The 19,965-nt window shown below is 69.5% G+C and carries 20 protein-coding genes and 1 tRNA gene; 7 read left to right on the forward strand and 14 right to left on the reverse strand.

Annotated elements, in window-relative coordinates; translation table 11 throughout:
* The 3 genes from WBG06_RS18420 to WBG06_RS18430 form a co-directional block, all read right to left on the reverse strand.
* The gene (locus WBG06_RS18420) at positions 1-1,329 is read right to left on the reverse strand and encodes a hypothetical protein (RefSeq protein WP_336738404.1); all 1,329 of its coding nucleotides are present in this window, start codon (positions 1,327-1,329) and stop codon (positions 1-3) included.
* Between the two features lie 78 nt (positions 1,330-1,407).
* Complete coding sequence (locus tag WBG06_RS18425; RefSeq protein ID WP_336738406.1) at positions 1,408-1,824, reverse strand: limonene-1,2-epoxide hydrolase family protein; 417 nt, start codon at positions 1,822-1,824, stop codon at positions 1,408-1,410.
* A 239-nt stretch (positions 1,825-2,063) separates the two neighbouring features.
* A complete protein-coding gene (locus WBG06_RS18430) occupies positions 2,064-2,822 on the reverse strand; it encodes a DsbA family protein (protein ID WP_336738408.1) in 759 nt (252 codons plus the stop codon).
* 105 nt (positions 2,823-2,927) lie between these two features.
* Here WBG06_RS18430 and orn point away from each other — a divergent pair, with 105 nt between their 5' ends.
* From orn to WBG06_RS18445, 3 genes are all read left to right on the forward strand, one after another.
* The gene (gene orn, locus WBG06_RS18435) at positions 2,928-3,596 is read left to right on the forward strand and encodes an oligoribonuclease (RefSeq protein WP_336738546.1); all 669 of its coding nucleotides are present in this window, start codon (positions 2,928-2,930) and stop codon (positions 3,594-3,596) included.
* A 48-nt stretch (positions 3,597-3,644) separates the two neighbouring features.
* A tRNA-His gene (locus WBG06_RS18440) sits at positions 3,645-3,720 on the forward strand.
* An 88-nt stretch (positions 3,721-3,808) separates the two neighbouring features.
* A complete protein-coding gene (locus tag WBG06_RS18445; protein WP_336738409.1) occupies positions 3,809-4,684 on the forward strand; it encodes a bifunctional helix-turn-helix transcriptional regulator/GNAT family N-acetyltransferase in 876 nt (291 codons plus the stop codon).
* Between the two features lie 106 nt (positions 4,685-4,790).
* Here WBG06_RS18445 and WBG06_RS18450 read toward each other — a convergent pair whose 3' ends face one another.
* Positions 4,791-5,642 carry a ribokinase gene (locus WBG06_RS18450; RefSeq protein WP_336738410.1) on the reverse strand — a complete coding sequence of 284 codons (852 nt, stop codon included), beginning with the start codon at positions 5,640-5,642 and terminating at the stop codon, positions 4,791-4,793.
* Positions 5,642-8,002: a phosphoribosyltransferase domain-containing protein gene (locus tag WBG06_RS18455; RefSeq protein ID WP_336738412.1), complete on the reverse strand. Its 2,361-nt coding sequence runs from the start codon at positions 8,000-8,002 to the stop codon at positions 5,642-5,644. Before WBG06_RS18455 ends, WBG06_RS18450 begins: the two co-directional genes overlap by 1 nt.
* A 145-nt stretch (positions 8,003-8,147) precedes the next feature.
* Between WBG06_RS18455 and WBG06_RS18460 the strand changes: the two genes are divergently transcribed.
* Together WBG06_RS18460 and WBG06_RS18465 are read left to right on the forward strand one after the other, a co-directional pair.
* Positions 8,148-9,635 carry a glycoside hydrolase family 5 protein gene (locus tag WBG06_RS18460; protein WP_336738413.1) on the forward strand — a complete coding sequence of 496 codons (1,488 nt, stop codon included), beginning with the start codon at positions 8,148-8,150 and terminating at the stop codon, positions 9,633-9,635.
* Positions 9,636-9,675: 40 nt separating this feature from the next.
* On the forward strand, positions 9,676-10,251 hold the full coding sequence (locus tag WBG06_RS18465) for a TerD family protein (protein ID WP_336738414.1): 576 nt from the start codon (positions 9,676-9,678) through the stop codon (positions 10,249-10,251).
* Between the two features lie 3 nt (positions 10,252-10,254).
* Here the strand turns inward: WBG06_RS18465 and WBG06_RS18470 are convergent, their stop codons facing one another.
* Entirely contained in the window at positions 10,255-10,530 is a 276-nt protein-coding gene (locus WBG06_RS18470) for a hypothetical protein (RefSeq protein WP_336738415.1), read from the reverse strand.
* 33 nt (positions 10,531-10,563) lie between these two features.
* Positions 10,564-11,550, reverse strand: coding sequence for a mycothiol conjugate amidase Mca (gene mca, locus WBG06_RS18475; RefSeq protein WP_336738417.1), 987 nt, complete (start codon positions 11,548-11,550; stop codon positions 10,564-10,566).
* Positions 11,551-11,716: 166 nt separating this feature from the next.
* Between mca and WBG06_RS18480 the strand changes: the two genes are divergently transcribed.
* Positions 11,717-12,100: a DUF4307 domain-containing protein gene (locus WBG06_RS18480; protein ID WP_336738418.1), complete on the forward strand. Its 384-nt coding sequence runs from the start codon at positions 11,717-11,719 to the stop codon at positions 12,098-12,100.
* Positions 12,101-12,122: 22 nt separating this feature from the next.
* Here the strand turns inward: WBG06_RS18480 and greA are convergent, their stop codons facing one another.
* The 5 genes from greA to WBG06_RS18505 all read right to left on the reverse strand — a co-directional run bounded on the left by greA (position 12,123) and on the right by WBG06_RS18505 (position 18,131).
* Positions 12,123-12,632 (reverse strand): transcription elongation factor GreA, encoded by a 510-nt coding sequence (gene greA / locus WBG06_RS18485; protein WP_336738419.1) that lies wholly within the window; start codon positions 12,630-12,632, stop codon positions 12,123-12,125.
* A 225-nt stretch (positions 12,633-12,857) separates the two neighbouring features.
* Complete coding sequence (ilvA, locus tag WBG06_RS18490; RefSeq protein WP_336738547.1) at positions 12,858-14,069, reverse strand: threonine ammonia-lyase; 1,212 nt, start codon at positions 14,067-14,069, stop codon at positions 12,858-12,860.
* A 1-nt stretch (position 14,070) separates the two neighbouring features.
* Positions 14,071-15,546: an AI-2E family transporter gene (locus tag WBG06_RS18495; protein ID WP_336738420.1), complete on the reverse strand. Its 1,476-nt coding sequence runs from the start codon at positions 15,544-15,546 to the stop codon at positions 14,071-14,073.
* A gap of 10 nt (positions 15,547-15,556) precedes the next feature.
* Positions 15,557-16,975: a glutamate mutase L gene (locus WBG06_RS18500; RefSeq protein WP_336738421.1), complete on the reverse strand. Its 1,419-nt coding sequence runs from the start codon at positions 16,973-16,975 to the stop codon at positions 15,557-15,559.
* A complete protein-coding gene (locus tag WBG06_RS18505; RefSeq protein ID WP_336738422.1) occupies positions 16,965-18,131 on the reverse strand; it encodes a cystathionine gamma-synthase in 1,167 nt (388 codons plus the stop codon). Before WBG06_RS18505 ends, WBG06_RS18500 begins: the two co-directional genes overlap by 11 nt.
* A 102-nt stretch (positions 18,132-18,233) precedes the next feature.
* Between WBG06_RS18505 and msrA the strand changes: the two genes are divergently transcribed.
* Positions 18,234-18,887 (forward strand): peptide-methionine (S)-S-oxide reductase MsrA, encoded by a 654-nt coding sequence (gene msrA, locus WBG06_RS18510; protein WP_336738423.1) that lies wholly within the window; start codon positions 18,234-18,236, stop codon positions 18,885-18,887.
* A gap of 2 nt (positions 18,888-18,889) precedes the next feature.
* Here msrA and WBG06_RS18515 read toward each other — a convergent pair whose 3' ends face one another.
* Together WBG06_RS18515 and WBG06_RS18520 are read right to left on the reverse strand one after the other, a co-directional pair.
* Positions 18,890-19,369, reverse strand: coding sequence for a GNAT family N-acetyltransferase (locus tag WBG06_RS18515; RefSeq protein WP_336738424.1), 480 nt, complete (start codon positions 19,367-19,369; stop codon positions 18,890-18,892).
* Complete coding sequence (locus WBG06_RS18520; RefSeq protein WP_336738425.1) at positions 19,369-19,908, reverse strand: DinB family protein; 540 nt, start codon at positions 19,906-19,908, stop codon at positions 19,369-19,371. The genes WBG06_RS18515 and WBG06_RS18520 overlap by 1 nt, the downstream gene beginning before the upstream one ends.
* Positions 19,909-19,965 lie beyond the last annotated feature (57 nt).

A 19,965-nucleotide genomic window follows, 5' to 3' on the forward strand; every position in this document is an offset into this window, starting at 1 on the left:
TCACGGACAGGGTGCGTAGAGACGGCGCGAGCCGGTGGCGTACGCGGTCCGGTCGGTGAACGCGCACCCGTAGTCGGGCGCGGCGACGGTCTCCCGGTCGAGGACGTCGTCACCGGCCGGGCGGTCGCCGTGCTCGACCCAGTCGACGAGGTCTCCCCAGGCGGCCGCGGCCTCGGCCGGGCTGAACTCGCAGTGCCCGGCCGACCGGATCGCTCGCTGCACCAGCAGACCGTCGCGGTGGTGGCGGGCCACCTCGCGCGCGTAGATCTGCTCGAGCGAGAACGGCACGAACATGTCGCCGAGATTGTGCAGGCTCACCACCGGCGCGGACGGTCGTCCGGAGATCACCGCGGGTGCGCTGAGCCGGTGGCTGTTGCGCCCGGCGCGGTCGACCGGGTCGATCCGCTCGATCTCGCCGTTGAGGTCGAACGGCGCGCCGGGCGTGTAGACGGTGTTCCGGTTGGTCGCGACCCGGCCGATGTTGAAGGCCAGCGTGCCGCCGTCGTCCACGGACGGCAGCGTGAACAGGAAGTCCTTCCACTGCCGGAAGGCCGCCGCCGCGCCCGGGCGCGGGCCGCCGCTGTGCTCGATGGTCATCGCCCGCAGCTGCTCGCCCGCAGGCGTCAGCGTGCCGTCGAGCCCGAGCCGTTCCTTGATCACCGGGACGTCGGCGCTCTGGTAGTCCGCGTCGTAGGGGTAGGCGTCGTGACCTGCGAGCGCCTGCGCACCGAGGTTGTAGTCGACGAAGAAGTCGAACAGCTCCACATCGCCCAGCTGCCCACACATCGGCAGCGCCCCGTCGTAGAAGCCCGGATACTGCTCCAGCGAGCGCCCGACCACGTGCCCGCCCATCGACACCCCGGTCACGTAGGTGCGGCTCGCCCGGCGTGGCAGGAGCTCGGCGGAGGCGTACGTCGCCAGATCTCGCGTCGCGCTCACCCCGGCCCCCGCGTCGTAGCCGTTGGTCGGGTAGCTCGACGCCGCCCAGGCGTAGCCCTGCTCCAGGAACGTACGCCGCAGGCCGAAGCCGGGCGTCTCCGGCGTCAGCGTGTAGCTGAGCCCGCGGTAGCCGTGGGCCCACATCACCAGCTCGCCGTTCCAGTTCTTCGGCACCTCGAGGATGTACGCCGCGTGCTCGTGCACGCCCTGGCGCACCGTGGTCGCTTGCCCGTCGACCACGACCGGCGCCACCGGCGGGTTGACGGTCGTGTAACCGGGCAGCGGCTGGTCACCGGGCGGCTCCCGGTCGGCGAGCGCCGGTCCGGTCGAGGCGACCAGCGCGGACGCGGTCAGAAGCAGGGCGAGGAGAGCGGCTGACGCACGGGGCATGTCACTGAGAGTAAGGCTCATTGTGACTGGCGTCACAAGAACAGCGCACGATGCGCTTCGTGCGTTGTGCACAACGGCTCAGCGACCGACGGCCTTCCGGATCGCCCCGAACGCCGCCCGGCCGACGCCCTTGACCCCCGACGCGATGAACGTCGTCCAGTCGAAGTAGTCGCGCCAGAGCACGATCTTGCCGTCGCGCACCTCGAACGTCCCGCACACCCAGAACTCGGCGGAGACCGAGCCGCGGCTCAGCACGTCGATGCGCTCCGTGAGCACCACCGGCCCGTTGGCCGCGATGTTGATCATCCGCACCTCGAACCCGGTCGTGTACTTCCCCATGATCCCCAGCTGGCGCCCGACCTCGGACACCCCACGCGCCGGCGGAAGCGGCACGTTCTGGTAGGTCACGTCCTCCGCGCACAACGCCAACGCCGCGTCGACGTTCCCGGTCTCGAGGGCGGCCAGGAACTGCTCGACAAGCTGGATCTCGGTCATACCGGCCACGCTAGCCCTGATCAGGCGCTGAGAGCAGACTCAGAACCAGATCTGCATGTCTCGGAACCGGCTCGACATCGTCAGGCCTGGATGATCGCCTGCACGACGGTCACCAGTCCGACCGCAGCGAAGTAGGCGATCAGGAGGATCCCGACTGCACTGAAGAAGATCTGGGTCTGCCGAGTCACGACGCCGAGCCTACATCGGCGTGTCAGCACGCGGCCCCCACTCACCCAGGGTCAGGAGATCTTCTCGATGAGGTTGTCGGCGTACTCCTGGACGGAGTTGCCCTCCTGGAACTGCTCACCGTCGAGCAGCACGGTCGGGGTGCCCTGGACGCCGTCGGCAACGGCGGCCTTCGTCGCGGCGTCGGCCCAGTCCTTGCCGGCGAGGTCCTTGATGGGATCCTCGACCGCCGACTTCTCGGCGCCCGCCTCGACAGCGAGATCCACCAGGTCGTCGGCCTCCGGGAACGGGCCGGACTCGCTGGGCTGGTTCTCGAAGAGCAGGTCGTGGAACTTCTTGGCGACCTCGTCACCCGACTCCGACTGGACGACCGCGAAGGCCGAGGTGGCGAGCTCGGAGTAGGGGCCGATCTGGTCGAGGAGCACGAACGGACGGTAGTCGACCTGCACCTTGCCGTCGGCGGCCAGCTCGGCGAGGTCCTCACGGGTCGCCTTCTCGAACTCACCGCAGTAGGGGCACAGGAAGTCCTCGTAGATGACGACCTTGTGGGGAGCGTCGTCAGGGCCGATGACCAGGCCGTGCTCGCTGCTGCCGGCGTCGACCGCGGTGACCTTGTCGTCCTCGGACCGGTTCAGGCTGAACCAGACGAGACCGCCGATGATCACCGCGATGGCGGCGACGACCGCGGCCACGGTGAGGATCGACTTGCGGGCCTGCTTCTTGCGCCGAGCCTCCAGCTCCGCGGCGGCCTTGGCAGCGCGAGCCTCACGCTTCTCCTTGCGCGAGGGGCTGCTGGCGGAATCCGTGTTCATGGAGCCAATCTAGGTCCGCCTCCTGAACGCAGGCTGAAACCGTGCCATGGGAACCGTTATCACATCGTCTCCTACCCTGCGCCTGTGCCGTTGACCAGCGGCGTTATGGTGCTCTGCGTGGCTTCACTGAACGAACGTCTGGTCTGGATCGACTGCGAGATGACCGGGTTGTCCCTCGAGAACGACGCGCTCATCGAGGTGGCGGCCCTGGTCACCGACTTCGATCTCAACGTGCTCGGTGACGGGGTCGACATCATCATCAAGCCCCCCGCCGAGGCACTGGAGCAGATGGACGATTTCGTCCGCGACATGCACACCAAGTCCGGCCTGCTGGTCGAGCTGGAGAACGGCGTGACGATGCGTGAGGCGGAGGAGCAGGTCCTGGCGTACGTCTGGGAGCACTGCGGCAAGGACTCCCGACCTCCGCTGGGCGGCAACACGGTGGCCACCGACCGCAACTTCCTGGCTCGCGACATGCCCGAGCTGGAGGGGTTCCTCCACTACCGCAACGTCGATGTCTCCTCGATCAAGGAGCTGTCGCGGCGCTGGTTCCCGCGCGCCTACTTCTCCTCTCCCCCCAAGCGCGGCAACCACCGCGCCCTGGCCGACATCCAGGAGTCGATCGAGGAGCTCCGCTACTACCGCGAGGCGGTCTTCGTGCCGATGCCCGGCCCTGACTCGGAGACGGCCAAGGAGATCGCGTCCCGCCACGGCGCCTCGATCACCGGCCTCGCAGATCCGGAAGCGGCCCCCGATTCCACAGATCCGGCCTGATTCCCCTATGATTCTTGCTGGCTCGAACACGCGCTGATCGAGCCGATGGTGGGCGTAGCTCAGCTGGTAGAGCATCGCGTTGTGGTCGCGAGGGTCGCGGGTTCAAGCCCCGTCGCTCACCCCATCGAACGGCCCGTCCGAGAGGACGGGCCGTTCGCCATTTACAGGCATCGACCTTGGCTTCCGGTTATTACCTGACTAAAGTCAGTTATATGACAGTGGACACCTCGGTGATGCGCAAGTTCAACATGAGCTACGTCCGTCGGGTCGGAGCCCTCGAAGACTCCTTCCTCGGCAGCGGCCTCCCCTACGGCACCGCCCGCATCCTCTACGAGATCGGTCTCGGCGCCCGCACCGTCCAGGACCTGCGCACCCGCCTCGGCAACCTCGACTCCGGCTACGTCAGCCGGATGCTGCGGACCCTGGAAGGCAAGGGGTACGTCACGATGGACCGCGACCCCTCCGACGGGCGGCGTCGGCTCGTCGTGCTCACCGAGGACGGCCTCAAGCAGTGGGACGACCTCGAGCGACGCTCCGAGGAGCGCGCCCACCTGCTGCTCGACCCGCTGACGCAGCGGCAGCGTGACCGCCTCAACGAGGCGCTGGCAACCGCCGACCTGCTGGTACGGGCAGCCACGATCACCATCGATCCCGTCGACCCGCGCGACCCGATGGCCCAGGAGGCGATGGGCCACTACTTCGCCGAGATCGGCGAGCGCTTCGGGTTCACCGTCGGCGACGAGGGCTTCGGAGACGACCCGTCCCTGCGGCCTCCCCACGGCACCTTCTTCGTCGCCGTCAGCGACGGCGCCCCGGTCGCCTCCGGCGGGGTGCGCGAGTTCGGTGGCGTAGGCGAGATCAAGCGGATGTGGGTCGACCCTGCGTGGCGTGGCGCCGGCCTCGGCTCACGCCTGCTGCGCCACCTCGAGGCCGAGGCGCTGCACCTGGGCCACCGGGTCGTGCGCCTCGACACCCGCGACGTCCTCACCGAGGCGATCGGGATGTACGAGCGGGCCGGCTACGAGCGCATCGACCGCTACAACAACAACCCGCACGCCACCCACTTCTTCCGGAAGAAGCTGGGCTGAGCGGCCGGATGCCGACCGAGGCGGTGTCCTGAGCCTGTCGAAGGGTAACTCGGTCAGCATCGACTTCCCTCGTGGAGTTCCGCGAAGGATGTGCGCGTTCACCGAGTTACCTCGGTGAACATCCGCCGGTCACATAGGTCTCCAACCCGCGCAGCGGCGGCTGGGCGCCGGGGTAGGCGACCACGGCGGCGCCGACCGCGCATGCGGTCCGAAGCGCGTCCTGGTCCGACATCCCGGCCAGGACCGCGAGGGTGAGCGCGGCAGAGAACGCGTCGCCGGCACCGACGGTGCTCACGACCTCCGTGACCGGCACGGACGGCACCCTCGTCGTCTCGACGCCGTCGACGAACATCGCCGCGCCCGCGGCGCCGTAGGTCACCGCGACCCGCCTGGCCGCGCGCAGCTCGGGCATCGCGGCGTACTCGGTCTCGTTGACGATGACGAGGTCGACCCGCTCGACGAGGTCCGCCGAGAGCGATCGGGCCGGCGCCGCGTTGAGCGCGACGAACCCCTGCGCCCGGTCGGCCACGGCCCGGACCACACCCAAGGGAAGCTCGAGCTGCATCAGCACGGCCTCATCGGCTCCGATCGCGATCCCGGGGTCGACCTGCGTGTTGGCGCCGCCGCACACCACGATCTGGTTCTCCCCCGCCGCATCGACGGCGATCAGCGCCGTGCCTGTCGGGAAGTCGGTGATGGCGATGCCGTTGACGTCGACGCCTGCGCTCCGGATCGTCTCGACCGCCCAGCCACCGTCCGCGTCCGGACCGACGGCTCCGATCATCCGCACGCACGCTCCGAGCCGGCTCGCCGCGACCGCCTGGTTGGCGCCCTTCCCGCCGACGTCACGACGCAGCCGACCACCGGCGACGGTCTCCCCGGCCCCGGGCAGGCGCTCGACACTCGCCGTCAGGTCGACGTTGATGCTCCCGACGACGACCAGGCCCTGTCGCCCCATCAGGAGCGCAGCAGCCCGAGGCAGGCGTAGGGCAGGTCGGAGACCCGGTCCAGCGGCACTCCGCGCGCCTCGGCGAGCCTCTTGACCTGATCGAGATCGGCGTCGCGCGCCGGGTTGACCAGGATCATCGCGGGCTCGCCGTGCAGCAGCAGCCGTACGGTCTCGTCGACGCCGGCAGCGACCAGGCTCGCGTCGCCGTTCCCGAACTTCTCGGCCGCGGCCTCGACCGCGTCCCAGCCCACCCAGGTGGGCGTGTGGTCACCGCCGAGGTGAGCCCCGAGGTCGAGCATCACCTTGGTGCGTACGATCGGGAACCGGGCCGCGACGGTGTCGATGAACCTCTTCGACACGTCTGCCGACGCCAGGTCGGCCTGGAACACCGCGCCGTGGAAGTCGTTGGGACCGACCCGGTCGTCGTCGAGCACGGGCCGCGAGACGAGGCCGGACACGGTCGAGCCGAGGCATGCCGACGGGATCAGATAGTCCTCCCGGGTGCCGTAGACCGACACGCTCCGGCCCGGGTCGGCGAGCACCGCGAGCTCCGGGGAGAACGGCGAGGCCAGGTGGGCGTCGAGTGTCGAGTTGGCCTTCTCGACCGATGCCGCGAGCTCGCGGGCGATCGCGCCGGTGCCGGTCCAGGCATCCACGAACATCACCTGGGCGGGGTCGTGGTGCACCGCCAGATAAGCGAGCGCGGTCTGGTCGATGCCGCGCCCGTGGACCATCGAGATCGCATAGTGGGGCAGGTCGAGCCCGTGCACCCGCTGCGCCCAGCGCCGCATCAGCACGCCGATCGGGGTGCCGGCACGCATCAGGGAGACCAGCACCGCATCCTGCCCACGTCGGGCCAGCACCTGCTCGGTGACCAGGCCGACGGCGTACGCGACCCGCTGGGCCGACGCTTTCAGCGCCTCGTCGAAGAGCTCCCGGTGTGCTTCCACGTGCTCGTCCGCGGACGTGCTCGTGGTGTCGGCGGAGAGGTCCTCGAGCAGCCAGGCGACGTCGTCGCGCTCGTAGGAACCGAAGGTGGGACCGTGGAGCGGAGCGGGCAGCTGGCGGGCCGGCTGGTCGTGGCGCGGCTCCGGAGCGTACGCCGGGATGGTCACGACCACGACCCGCGGCGCGATCCGGGCGAGCTGGTCGACCAGACCTCCGTCCTCGTGCAGCGCGGGGGTGTCTGCCGGCTCGTCGACGACCAGCACGATCGCCTCGAACTCGCCCGCACGCAGGTTGTAGGCATAGCGCGGGCCGTCGCCGTCGGCGGGCGCGTCGTGCGAGGGGAAGGTGATCGCGGTGCGGATCGCATAACCCGGGTCGTCGACCGCGAGCACAGGCGAGCGCGTGGTCGTCGAGTAGGTGATCTCGTGGCGTCGACCCTCGGCCGCGCGCCGGTCGGCCAGCGCCGCGGCGATCCGCAGGGGTGCGTACATCAGCTCCTCGGTGCCCAGGACGTGCACCGGACCGTCCGGGATGCGACCGGCGACCGCGGCGGCGGTCACCGTCACGGCGGACTCGTAGGAGCCGGAGGCGCTGGTGGCGAAGCCGTGGCGGCCACCCTCCGGTACGGCCCGCGGCCAGGTGGCGACCACCTGGACCACCTCGCCGCGCTGACGCTGCGTCGGGTCGACACCGGCCAGCTGACGGAGGTTCTCGACCGTGTCGATCAGCCGGTTGCCGCTGTCGGCGAGGTCCTCGGGCAGATCGATCTCACCGCTGGCGAGGGAGACGACGTCCAGGGTCGCCCGCAGCCGCTTGATCGAGCGCTCCATCCGACCACGGTCGGCTTCCGAGCGCAGGTCGACCAGGGTCGCGACCACGTAGTGCTTGTGCGGGAACTTCTTGTGCAGCGCCCGGATCGTGCTGACGATCGTCTTGCCGGTGATGACCTCGTCGTCGACCAGCACCAGGGTGTCGCCGCGAGCGAGGAAGGCAGGGTCGGCGGGAAGCAGCCGGTGGGCGGTCGCGTGCGAGTGCTCCTCGAAGAAGTCGGCAGCGGACTCGATCCCCTCGACCACCCGGCGGGTGGAGTGCAGGTAGGGCGCACCGAGCGCATCGGCGACGAGATGGCCGAGCGCGGTCGCCGTCTCCGCGTAGCCGAGGACCACCGCGTCGCCCGTGGCCGCGGCGCGAGCCTTGGCTCCCAGGTGCAGCGCGGCCTCGGTCACCAGGCGCGGGTCGGTCGGGACGTGCTTGCCGAGGACCGAGGAGACGAGGAGCTGTGCCCGCCGCGGGTTGCGTCGCACCGCCAGGCCGACCAGATCGGTGAGCATCATCCCGTTCGGCGCATCTGTCGTCCGCAGATGCACACCCAGACGTTCGGCCACCCAGGTGCCTGACCAGCCGTTCGCTTCGTCTCTCACAGGTGACATTCTCCCCCAATGCTCCGCCTATGACTCAACCGCACGTAGGCCGCCCTGTCCACCGCCGACGCGGTCCAGGCGGGCGAGACGCCCAGAATGAGAACACGTTCTTGCCGACGTGGCCGCCGAGCCATAGGTTCCAGACATGCCTCGTCGCTCGGGAAGCTTCGGAATCGTGGCCGCCGCGGCGGCCGTGCTCGCGTTCGGGACCTCGCTGCTGGCACCGGCCGGGCCGGCCGGCGCCGAACAGGCTGAGGCTGATCCGACGAAGGAGACCCCACGCCTGTCCCGCGAGGGACGCTGGCTGGTCGACCAGCACGGCCGGATCGTGCTCGTGCACGGGCAGAACCTGGTCTGGAAGCACGCCCCGTACGTCCCGCCCGACTCCCCCGAGGGCTTCACCGCCGCCGACGCGGAGTGGCTGGCCGAGCACGGGTTCAACGGCGCCCGGATCGGCACTCTGTGGGCGGGCGTGACCCCGGACGCTCCGGGGAAGGTCGACGAGGACTACCTCGACGACTGGCAGCGGGTGATCGACCTGCTGGCCGACGAGGGCATCTGGATGCAGTACGACTTCCACCAGGACATGTGGCACGAGACCTACGGGGGCGAGGGCGTGCCCGACTGGGCGGCGAAGCGGCCGTGGCCCTACAACGTGCATCCGCCGGTCAAGCTCTCCTTCCCGGCGACCTACATCACGCCCGAGCTGGCCACGGTCTACGACAACTTCTGGGCGAACAAGAACGGCGTCCAGGACGGCTGGGCCGCGGCCTGGGCCGCGGTCGCGGAGCGGTGGGGCGACCAGCCCTACTCGATGGGCTACGACCTCATCAACGAGCCGTGGGCAGGCCGGGAGTGGCTCTCCTGCCCGATCACCGGGTGCCCGAGCTCCTACCGCGACGAGTTCCAGCCGGCCTACGAGAGGGCGACGGCGGCGATCCGCGAGTCCGATCCCGACGGGATCGTCTGGTACGAGTCGCAGCTGCTCGCCAATCAGGTCCCCAACTCCGGCTTCGGGCCGGCGAACGACGACCAGGTCGGCTACTCCTGGCACAGCTACTGCCCGTTCGGCTACCTCGACTCCCAGGGCATCCCGGTCGGGGTCAGCGGGTGCAAGGACTACGACGAGACCCACAACCTGAAGGCCCTCGAGCAGGCCGAGACGATGGGCGCGACCAACCTGATGTCGGAGTTCGGCGCGACCGACAACACCGAGCTCCTGGCCATCGACACCGCGTCGGCCGACAACCACTTCACCTCGTGGATGCACTGGGCCTACAAGCACTGGGACGACCCGACGACCGCCGACGGACGCCAGGGCATGTTCGCCGACGACGCAGACCTCTCCACCGTGAAGTCCGAGAAGCTGCGTACGTTGGTCCGCACCTATCCGCAGGCCACGGCGGGCACCCCTGTCGACCTCTCCTTCGACCCCTCCTCCGGCGCGTTCAGCTACACCTACGAGCCGGCCGCCGAGGTCGACGAGCCGACCGAGATCTTCGTCAGCCCGATCCATTATCCCGCCGGTCCGGACATCACGGTCGAGGGTGGGCGGGTCGTCGGCCGGGCCGACCACAACCGGATCCTGGTCAAGGCGACCGGAACCGGGCCGGTGACCGTGCGGATTGACTAGAGTGGGTCGTGCCCGCTCGGTCCAGCCCTCGGAGGATCAGTTGTCCGTCTCGCTCACCAAGGGACAGTCGGTCCCGCTCGTCACCGGTGACGGCAGCAGCATGACCCGCGTACGGATCGCGCTGGGCTGGGACGCGGTCCGGCAGGGTCTGTTCGGCGGTTTCCGCGGCGCCCAGGTCGACATGGACGCGTCCGCGATCCTCTACGACCCGGACGGGTCCCACGTCGACCAGGCCTGGTTCCGGCAGCTGCGGTCGAAGGACGGCGCCGTGGTCCACAGCGGCGACAACCGCACCGGCGCCGGGGACGGCGACAACGAGTCGATCATCGTCGATCTCGACCGGGTGCCTGCCGGGGTCGCGCAGATCGTGTTCACGATCAACTCCTTCACCGGGCAGAGCTTCGCCCAGATCCAGAACGCGTTCTGTCGCCTCGTCGACGAGGACACCCACACCGAGATCGCCCGCTTCGACCTGAGCACGACCGGGCCGCACACCGCCGAGATCATGGCCAAGGTCGGCCGGTCCGAGAGCGGCTGGACGATGACCGCGCTGGGCGAGATCGCCAACGGGCGTACGTTCCAGGACCTGCTGCCGGCGATCGCGCCGACGCTCTGAGCGTCAGCGCTTCAGCTTCTTGACCTCGTCCTTGGCTTCCTGCTGGGCGATGGCCTCGGCCTGGTCCTCCTCGCCGAAGACACCGTCGATCCGCGCCTTCTCGACCTTCTTGAACTGACGCAGCATGCTCCACGCGATCACCGCGACGGCGACGCAGAGCGCGATGAAGATGCCGAACGCGGTCCAGCCTGCGACCACGTCCTCGTCCTGCGGCGGGTTGGGCTCGGGGGCAGGCTGAGAGGTGTGCAGTGTCTGCGTCGTCATCGGGAGGCCGGACATGGAGCCATTGTCTCACCCGAACCTGAGGACGGCTCAGGCGGTGACGACCTTGCCGAAGGTGATCTCCCGGCCGACCGCTGCCTTGCCCTCGTCGTCGGCGGTGGCCACGTCGAGTCCGGCGAACAGGTCGGTCTCCTGGCGCTTCTCGGCCTCGGGCACCGGTACGTAGGAGGTCACCAGCTCGTAGTCCTCGGTCGGCCAGGCCTCCTTCTCGATCTCTCGGGGCACCGCGAACCAGGGGCCGTCGGGGTCGATCTGGGTGGCGTGCGCGAGCAGCGCCTGGTCACGCACGCCGAAGAACTCGCCGCACTCCACCCGGGTGGTGACGCGCGCGTCCCACTCCGGGTCCTGCTTCCAGTCCTGGAGCCGCTCCTCGTAGGGCGAGCTGAGCCCGTGGCTCGTCATCGCCTCGTGCAGCGCGATCATGCGCGGGTAGTTGAAGGTGTGGCTGTAGTAGAGCTTCAGCGGCTGCCACGGCTCCCCCGCGTCCGGGAACAGGTCGGGATCACCCGCCGCCCGGAAGGCCTCCACCGAGACCCGGTGGCACATGATGTGGTCCGGGTGCGGATAGCCCCCGTTCTCGTCGTACGTCGTGAGCACATGCGGCCGGAAGGAGCGGATGATCTCGACGAGCCGACGGGTGGTCACCTCGAGCGGCATCCGGCCGAAGCAGCCCTCGGGGAGCAGCGACCAGTCCTTCGCCGCCATCTCCTTGACCAGCATGAACTCCTCGACCCAGCCGGAGTCGACGAAGCCGAGCCAGTCCTGCTTGATGCCGAGGATGTCGCGGGCGCGATGCATCTCCTCGCGGCGGATCTCGTGGATGTTCTCCAGGATCCCGGGGCGATCCATCTTCGGGTTGAGGATGTCGCCCCGCTCGCCGCCCGTACACGTCGCGACGTGGACGTCGACACCTTCGGCGACATACTTCGCGGTGACGCCGGCGCCCTTGCTCGACTCGTCGTCGGGGTGCGCGTGCACGTGCATCAGGCGGAACGCCTGCTGGAGCTGATCTGGCATGAGTTCAATCCTAACCACGCTCCGTCTCACGTTTCGGTTGCCCGCTCCCACTCCGCGGACAACTTTTGTGGTAGGCGTCCGGGCACGGATGTGCGGTCTCCTTCGGCGGGATGGGACCATGTTTCTCGTGAGCACGCCGTCATCTGCTGAAGCGGGGCCCGAAGCCGTGAGTTCCGACGAGTCCCGCATCGCTGCCCGCTACGGCCGCGGCCCGCGCCGCCGCCCCGGCGTACTCATGATCGCCCTGCTCGCCGCCGTGGTCGCGATCGTCGGCTGGTTCGGCTGGGCGCTGTGGGGAGCCCTCCACCCGGAGGTCTCCTCCGGGCTGGAGAAGTGGGAGGCGGTCAGCGAGAACGAGGTCGAGGTGACCTTCGTCGTACGCCTCCACGACAAGGACGCGAAGCCGGTCTGCTCCGTCGAGGCGGAGGACGACCGGGAGGAGAAGGTCGGTCACCTCGAGTTCACCGCCGGCGAGGGCCGCCAGACGATCACCATCCCGACCGAGCGCCGTGCGCTGCGGGTCGAGTGGGGTGACTGCACGGTCGAGTGACCGTGAGCCACCCCATCGCGCATCAGCCGGTGTAGACCTCGGTCTTCAGGATCTCGACCTTGAGCGGCCCGCGAGGGCCCTCGTAGGTCACGGTGTCGCCGACGCTCGCGCCGATGAGAGCAGCGCCGACCGGCGAGGCGGCCGAAGAGATCTCGACGCCGCCCGCGTAGTCCTTCATCTCGATCGAGGCGATCAGACGGGTCTCGGCCTCGTCATCGTCATCGCCCTCGAACTTGAACGTGACCAGCTTGCCGACCGAGACGACGCCGTCGTCCTCGGGGACGGTGGTGTCCGCCTTGCGGAGCAGTGCCTCCAGCTGCTGGATCTGACCCTCGAGCTTGCCCTGCTCCTCGCGAGCGGCGTGGTAGCCGCCGTTCTCCTTGAGGTCACCCTCGTCGCGGGCATTGCTGATCTCGGCGAGGATCTCCTGGCGCCGGGGACCCTTCAGGTATTCCAACTCCGCGGTCAGCTTCTCGAACGCGCCCTTGCTCAGCCAGATCGTGGCAGCGGTGGTCTCGGTCGACTGCGTCATGGGTTGCTCCTGATGGGTAGTGAATATAAATAAGGGGCGCCGGTCATCTCGATCACCGGCGCCTTGTCTCCCTGCCGCTGGGCATACTTCACCCAGGCGGTTTGTCGTGCGGGAGATCGTCAGAACTTTCAGTTTAACAAGGCAACCACACCTCGGGACAGTTCGCGACCGAAACGTTGCCCAATCTGCCGTCGGGACCGTTTCCCGGAACGGCCTGGCGTGGGCTCACGGACTGACGGCCGGATAGCCCTTGCTGCGCAGCTCCTCGAGCACTCGTTCGGCGTGGTTCTGACCCCGTGTCTCCAGCTGCAGCTGCACCCCGACCTCGGCGAGCCGCAGCCCGGGCGTGGTGCGCGAGTGCACGACCTCCATCACGTTGGCCCCGGTGTCACCGATCACCGACAGCAACGTCGCCAGGGCGCCCGGCTGGTCGGGGATCGTCACCGCGACCGGCAGGTAGCGTCCGGCCAGCGTCATGCCGTGCTGGATCACCTTGCCGAGCAGGAGCGGGTCGATGTTGCCGCCGGAGAGCACGACGACGACCGGGCCCTCGAAGGTCTCGGGCGCGTCCATCAGAGCGGCGACGCCCACCGCCCCGGCGGGCTCGACGACCTGCTTTGCCCGCTCCGCGAGCGCCAGCAGCGCGCCGGAGATCGACTCCTCCGAGACGGTGCGGATCTCGTCGACGTAGGACTGGATCATCGGGAAGTTGGTCTCCCCGGGCAGGCCGACCGCGATGCCGTCGGCCATCGTCGGCATCTTGTCGAGCCGGATCGGCCGGCCCTCGCGCAGCGAGACCGGGTAGGCGGCAGCCGTCTCGGCCTGCACGCCGATCACCTTCACGTCGGGATGCTTCGCCTTGATCGCGAGCGCTGCCCCCGCGAGCAGGCCACCGCCACCGAGCGGGATCACGACCGTCTTCACGTCGGGAGCCTGCTCGAGGATCTCGAGGCCGATCGTGCCCTGTCCGGCGACGACATCGGGGTGGTCGAAGGGGTGGATCATGATGGCCCCGGTGCGCTCGGCGAAGGCGATCGCGGCCTCGAGGCACTGATCGACGTACTGTCCCTCGAAGATCACCTCGGCGCCGTACGCGCGGGTGGCCTTCTCCTTCGGGATCGGCGCGCCTTCGGGCATGAACACGGTCGACGGGATGCCGAGGGTCGTCGCCGCCAGCGCGACGCCCTGGGCGTGGTTGCCCGCACTGGCGGCCACCACCCCGAACTTCTGCTGCTCCGCGGAGAGCCGGGCGATGCGTACGAACGCTCCGCGGGCCTTGAAGGAGCCCGTACGCTGCAGGTTCTCGCACTTGAGGATGACCGTGTCGCCGACCAGGTGGGTGAGCCAGCGGGCTCCTTGGACGGGGGTCTCGGTGATGTGGTCGCGCAGCAGCTCGCGGGCCTCGACGATGTCCTCGTAGGACGGTTGACCATGCATCTCAGGCACTGCCTGCTCCTGGGCTCGAGGGGGGTGGGGAGGTCGGACCGTTGACCGGCGGTGGCGGTGGTGAGGTCGGCGTCGCGGCCTGGGCCGAGGCCGGGACCATGGCCGCGCCCGCTGCCGGAGCGGCGGTCAGGTGGGTGGCCACTGCGTTGAGCGCCGCCACGAGAGGCACGGCCACGAGCGCACCGGCGACGCCGCCGAGCACGATGCCGGTGGCGACGGCGAGGATGACACCCAGCGGGTGGACCCGGACCCAGCGGCCGAGCAGGAACGGCTGCAGACCGTGGGCCTCCAACTGCTGGACGAGGATCACGCCACCGAGCATCAGCAGGGCGGTCACCGGCCCCTGGGAGACGAGCGCGACGAGCACGGCGACCGCGCCGGCGACGGTGGCACCGATCAGCGGAACGAACGAGCTCAGGAAGACGAGCACGCCGATCGCCGCCACGAACGGCACCTGCAGGGCCGCAGCGATGACCATGATGCCGACCGCGTCGACCGCGGCCACGATGACCGTGGCGCGGGTGAACTGGGTGAGCGAGACCCACGCGACTCGGCCCGAGCTGTCCATCCGGCTGCGGGCGGCCCGTGGGGCGAGCCGGACCAGCCAGCCCCAGATCCGCTCGCCCTCGGCGCAGAAGAAGTAGGTGGAGAAGAGCACGATGAACAGGCCGGCGAAGACGTCGAGGGCGACCCCACCGACCTCGCTGACCCGGGAGAACGGGTTGGCGGCGTACGACGCAGCCCAGTCCTCCAGGGTGGTCTGCACCGTGTTGAGCCAGGTGTCGATCTGGGTCTCGCTCGCGTGGAACGGGCCGTTGATCAGCCAGTCGCGGATCTCGTCGAGCGCCTTGACGGTCTGCCCGGCGAGGTCACTGAACCCGTTGGCGACCTGGGTGCCGGCGAAGCTCAGCATGGCGATGACCGCGGTGAGCACGCCGATCACCACGAAGAGCGCCGAGATGCTCCGCCTCAGGCCGACCCGGGCCAGCCCGTTGACCACCGGGGAGACGAGCGCGGTGATCAGCAGCGCGATGACGACCGGGACCACGACGATGCTGAGGAAGCCGAGGGCGCGGACGATGAGATAGCCGGCGGCGACGATGACCAGCAACCGCCAGGCCCACTGCGCGGAGAGCTCAATGCCGTAGGGGACGTCGCTGCGACTGACGGGCTTGGGCGCCGTCAGCGGCTCGGGGGCGGCCAGCTGCTCCTGGCGCTCCTCGCGCAGGCGCTCGAACTGGTTGACGAGACGCAGCGCGAAGTTCTCGGCCGACTCCCGGGCCTCCGCGGCAGCTTCCTTGGCCACCTCGGCCGACTCCCGTGCGTCGGCCTCGTCCTGCGCCTGACGCTGCGCCCGACGGTGGGCGTCACGTACCTCGCGGTTGCGCTTGAACGCGCTGGTCATCCGCCCGAAGCTCCCCTTCGCGGTCGACTCCTCGTCGCCGGAAGCATCCCCCTGATCTGTCACCTGACAGAGGCTACCGGGAGGGTGTGAGGTGGGTCGCAAGACGCCGGGCCGTGGCGGGGTGCGACCGCGCGAGCAGGCCCACCGCGGCGAGCACGTAGTCGCTGTCGACCGCCCGCAACGGACCTTCCGCGCTTCGCGCGGGCGCTCCCTCGCTCGGCCTCGCTCCGGTCAGCTCAGGGAGCTGCCACCCGCCGCGCGAAGACCACCGCATCACCCGTTCCTCGATGCCCGGGCGACCGTGCCGGAGTACGCCGCCGGAGCCGATCACCACGCCGACTCGGCGCAGGTCGGTGCCGGTGCGCTCGATGACCTTCCCCTGTGGCGACAGGACGACCCGGGACCGTCCCGCGTGCCGCTGCAGAGCCGTGGAGATCGCGATCCTCGCCAAGAGCTCGTCGATGTCCCTGTCCTGCTCGGTGCGCGGCAGCCAGCCGGGGTGCTTGCGCCGATGCTCGACCTCGCCGGAGAGGTCGGACTCGGCCAGCGACGGGTCGCCGTGGTCGGCGGCGTCAAGCGTGGTCGGCGCCGACCAGCGCATCCCCAGATCGCCCTCGACGGTCCGGGTGACCGGCGTGATCGCGACGACCTCCTCGCGGACGTGCTCCGCCTCGGGATCTGGCCGCACGACGCTGTGCACGTCGGTGGTGGCGCCGCCGACGTCGACGACGACGACGTCCTCGCCGAGCACCTCGGCCAGCGTCTCGACGCCCTGGAGCACGACGTCAGGGGTCGCCCCCTGGACGATCCGCCGGAAGTCGGCTCGGCTGCTGAGGTTCTTGCCGCCGATCACGTGCTCGAGGAACATCTCCCGGACCGCGGCACGGGCGCTCTCGGGCGCGAGCACCCCGATCTTGGGCACGACGTTGTCGCAGGTCACATGGGGAACGTCTGCCAGGATCTCGTCGATCTCCGGGTTCGCGTCGCGGTTGCCCGCGACGACCACAGGCCCGCGCCAGCCGGCTGCTGCCAGCTCGCGTGCGGCGGAGACGATCGCATCCCGGTTGCCCCCGTCGGTGCCACCGGTCAGCAGCACCAGGTCGGGGGTTGTGAAGCTGAGAGTGGCCCCTAGGTCACTCTCAGCTTCACGACCTGCGGTCGCGATCACCGCGACGACCTTGCCTCCGCTGGACAGCGCGACGCGCCGCCCGGCCTCGGCGGTCACCAGCTCCTCGTTGCCGACCACGGCGATCCGGAGCCCCCCGCCCGCCGAGGAGCAGGCCAGGATCTGGGCGTCGGCCGCCCGGGAGTCCTTCTCTGTGAGCGCGGCCAGGCAGGCGTCGTACGCCTCCATCACCTCGTCGAGGGAGGTCGGCGCGCTCGCGGAGCCGAGCACCTCGCCGGAGGAGAGCTCGACGTGGAGCGCCTTGGTCCAGGTGGAGCCGAAGTCGACGCAGACCGCGGTCTGCGTCGTGCTCGGCTCAGGCGTCAAGGGCCTGCTCGAGGTCTGCGACCAGGTCCTCGGCGTACTCGATCCCGACGGAGAGCCGGACCAGGTCGGCCGGCACCTCGAGGTCGGTGCCCGCGACCGACGCGTGGGTCATCCGCCCGGGGTGCTCGATCAGGCTCTCGACACCGCCGAGCGACTCGCCCAGCGTGAAGATCTTGGTGCGCTCGCACACCGCGAGCGCGGCCGCCTCGCCACCCTCCACACGGAACGAGATCATCCCGCCGAACCGCTTCATCTGCTTCTGGGCGGTGGTGTGGCCGGGGTGGGTCTCCAGGCCCGGGTAGATGACCTCGCCGACCTTCGGGTGCGAGGTGAGGAAGTCGGCGACGCGCTCGGCGTTGTCGCAGTGGCGGTCCATGCGTACGGCCAGGGTCTTGAGGCCGCGCAGGGTCAGCCAGGCACCGAACGGGTCGGCGATCGCGCCGGCGGCGTTCTGCAGGTAGCCGATCTTCTCGGCGATCTCGAGGTCACGGACGACCACGGCGCCGCCGACCACGTCGGAGTGGCCACCGACGTACTTGGTCGTGGAGTGCACCACCACGTCGGCGCCGAGGGTGAGCGGCTGCTGGAGGTAGGGGCTGGCGAAGGTGTTGTCGACGACCAGTCGCGCGCCGGCCTCGTGGGCGACCGTGGCCAGAGCGGAGATGTCCGCGATGTTGAGCAGCGGGTTGGTGGGCGTCTCCACCCACACCACCTTGGTCTTGCCCGGCTGGATCGCGGCCGCGACGGCGTCGACGTCGGCCACCTGGGCCGGCGTGTGCGCGATCCCCCACTGGCTCTCGACCTTGTCGATCAGCCGGTGGGTGCCGCCGTAGGCGTCGTCGGGGATGACCATGTGGTCACCGGGCCGCATCAGGCTGCGGATCAAGGTGTCCTCGGCGGCCAGGCCGGAGGCGAAGGCGAACCCCTTCTCGCCGTCCTCGACCGCCGCCAGCGCACCCTCGAGCGCGGTGCGGGTCGGGTTGGCGGAGCGGCTGTATTCATAGCCGTTGCGCAGGCCGCCGACGCCGTCCTGCTTGTAGGTCGTGGTGGCGTAGATCGGCGGGATCACCGCACCCGTCGTCGGGTCGGGCTCGTAGCCCGCGTGGATCGCCTTGGTCTCGAAACCGGCCTTGCCGAGATGCTGCTGATCGCTCACACGCCGAGCCTACGTCCGATTCGCCTCGCGGCCCATCCGGGAACGTTCGCGCATCGAACTGTGTTGGAGACTGGTAGCAACCCTGACTTTCTGGAGGCACTCATGTTCGGTCGACCGACTCAGCTCTTCCCCGAGGACCGCACCCTCGTCGGGCGCGACCAGGCCCTCTTCGACCTGCCCGCCAAGCACCGGGTCCTCGGCACTCCCCTGCTCGCCTCCCCGGAGGACGGGACCGCCCCGGAGGGTGCCGAGGTGGCGTACTTCGGTCTCGGCTGTTTCTGGGGCGCCGAGGAGATCTTCTGGCAGATGCCGGGGGTCTACTCGACCGCCGTCGGGTATCAGGGCGGCACGACCGCCAACCCGACGTACGAGGAGGTCTGCAGCGGGCAGACCAACCACACCGAGGCGGTCCGCGTCGTCTTCGACCCGACGGTGGTGTCCTACGCCGACCTCGTCAAGAAGTTCTTCGAGGTCCACGACCCGACGCAGGGGATGCGGCAGGGCAACGACGTCGGCACCCAGTACCGCTCGGCGCTCTACTACGTCTCCGACGCGCAGCGGGAGACCGCCGAGGAGCTGACCAAGATCTACGGCGCCGAGATCGCTCGTCGCGGGTATGGCGAGATCACCACCGAGATCCGCGAGGTGCCGACCTTCTACGCCGCCGAGCCGGCGCACCAGCAGTACCTCGACCGCGTGCCCAACGGCTACCGCTGCCACGCGAACACGGGCATCCCGTTCCCCGCGACCGCCTGAGTTCAGCTCAGCGGCAGATACATCACATGGAGGCCGACCCGGCCGTGCGACCTCGAGTCGAACGCGTCCGGGACGGTCCCGATGATCTGGAAGCCGAGGGACTGCCACAGGCGTACGGCGGTGGTGTTCGTCTCCACGACCGCGTTGAACTGGATGCCGTGGAAGCCGTTGTCCCGGTGCCACTGCACGCAGTAGTCGCCCAGGGCGCGGCCGATGCCCTTGCCGCGTGCCGCGGAGGAGACCATGAACGAGGCGGTGCCGATGTGGCTGCCTCGACCCGGGCGGTTGGGGCCCATCTTGGCGCTGCCCACGACCTCGTCGCCCTCGACCGCGACGACTACGTGGTCGTACATCCACATCTCGCTGGCCTGCTCGGAGGTGAGGCCCTCGGGGTAGGCGTAGGTCTCCCCCGCCTCCACGATCTCTGACCAGAACGGGTAGATGTGCGGCCAGTCGTCGGCCGTCGCTTCGCGGATCTGCATCAGAGGTCCTTCTTTCCGTCGATCGCCTCGCGCATCAGGTCGGCGTGGCCGCAGTGCCGGGCGTACTCCTCGATCATGTGGACCAGGATCCAGCGCAGTCCGATCGGATCGCCCGTGCGGCTGCGACCTGCGGCGATCTGATCGAGAGACCCGGCGGCGTCGGTGAGGTCGTTGGAGCGTGCGATCGCCTCGCGAAGCAGCGTACGCAGGGTGTCGGGGTCGTCCGCGGCGGCGCTGTTGAAGTCCCAGTCCTCGTCGTCGTCCCACGGTGCCGTGTCGAACGGCGCCGCCATGGCGTTGCCGGCCAGGCGCATGCCGAACCAGACGTCCTCGACATGTGCCATGTGCTTGAGGATCCCGGCCAGGGTCATGGTGGAGGGCGGGACGGGGCGGTTGAGCTGTTCGTGGTCGAGGCCAGCCACCTGTCGGAGCAGAGTCGCTCGGTAGAAGTCGAGGAACGAGCGCAGGGTCGTGGATTCGTCCGCGACGAAGGGAGCCCCGGTCGGATGGCGGGTGTCCTCGAAGAGTGCCTCGGTCATGGGCGTCAACGTAGCGGCGAGGAGATTCCTCGGCGAATCACTTTCGTGGAACTGAAA

It is taken from the genome of Nocardioides sp. CCNWLW239, assembly GCF_037137035.1.
In the GTDB taxonomy this organism is placed as follows: domain Bacteria; phylum Actinomycetota; class Actinomycetes; order Propionibacteriales; family Nocardioidaceae; genus Nocardioides.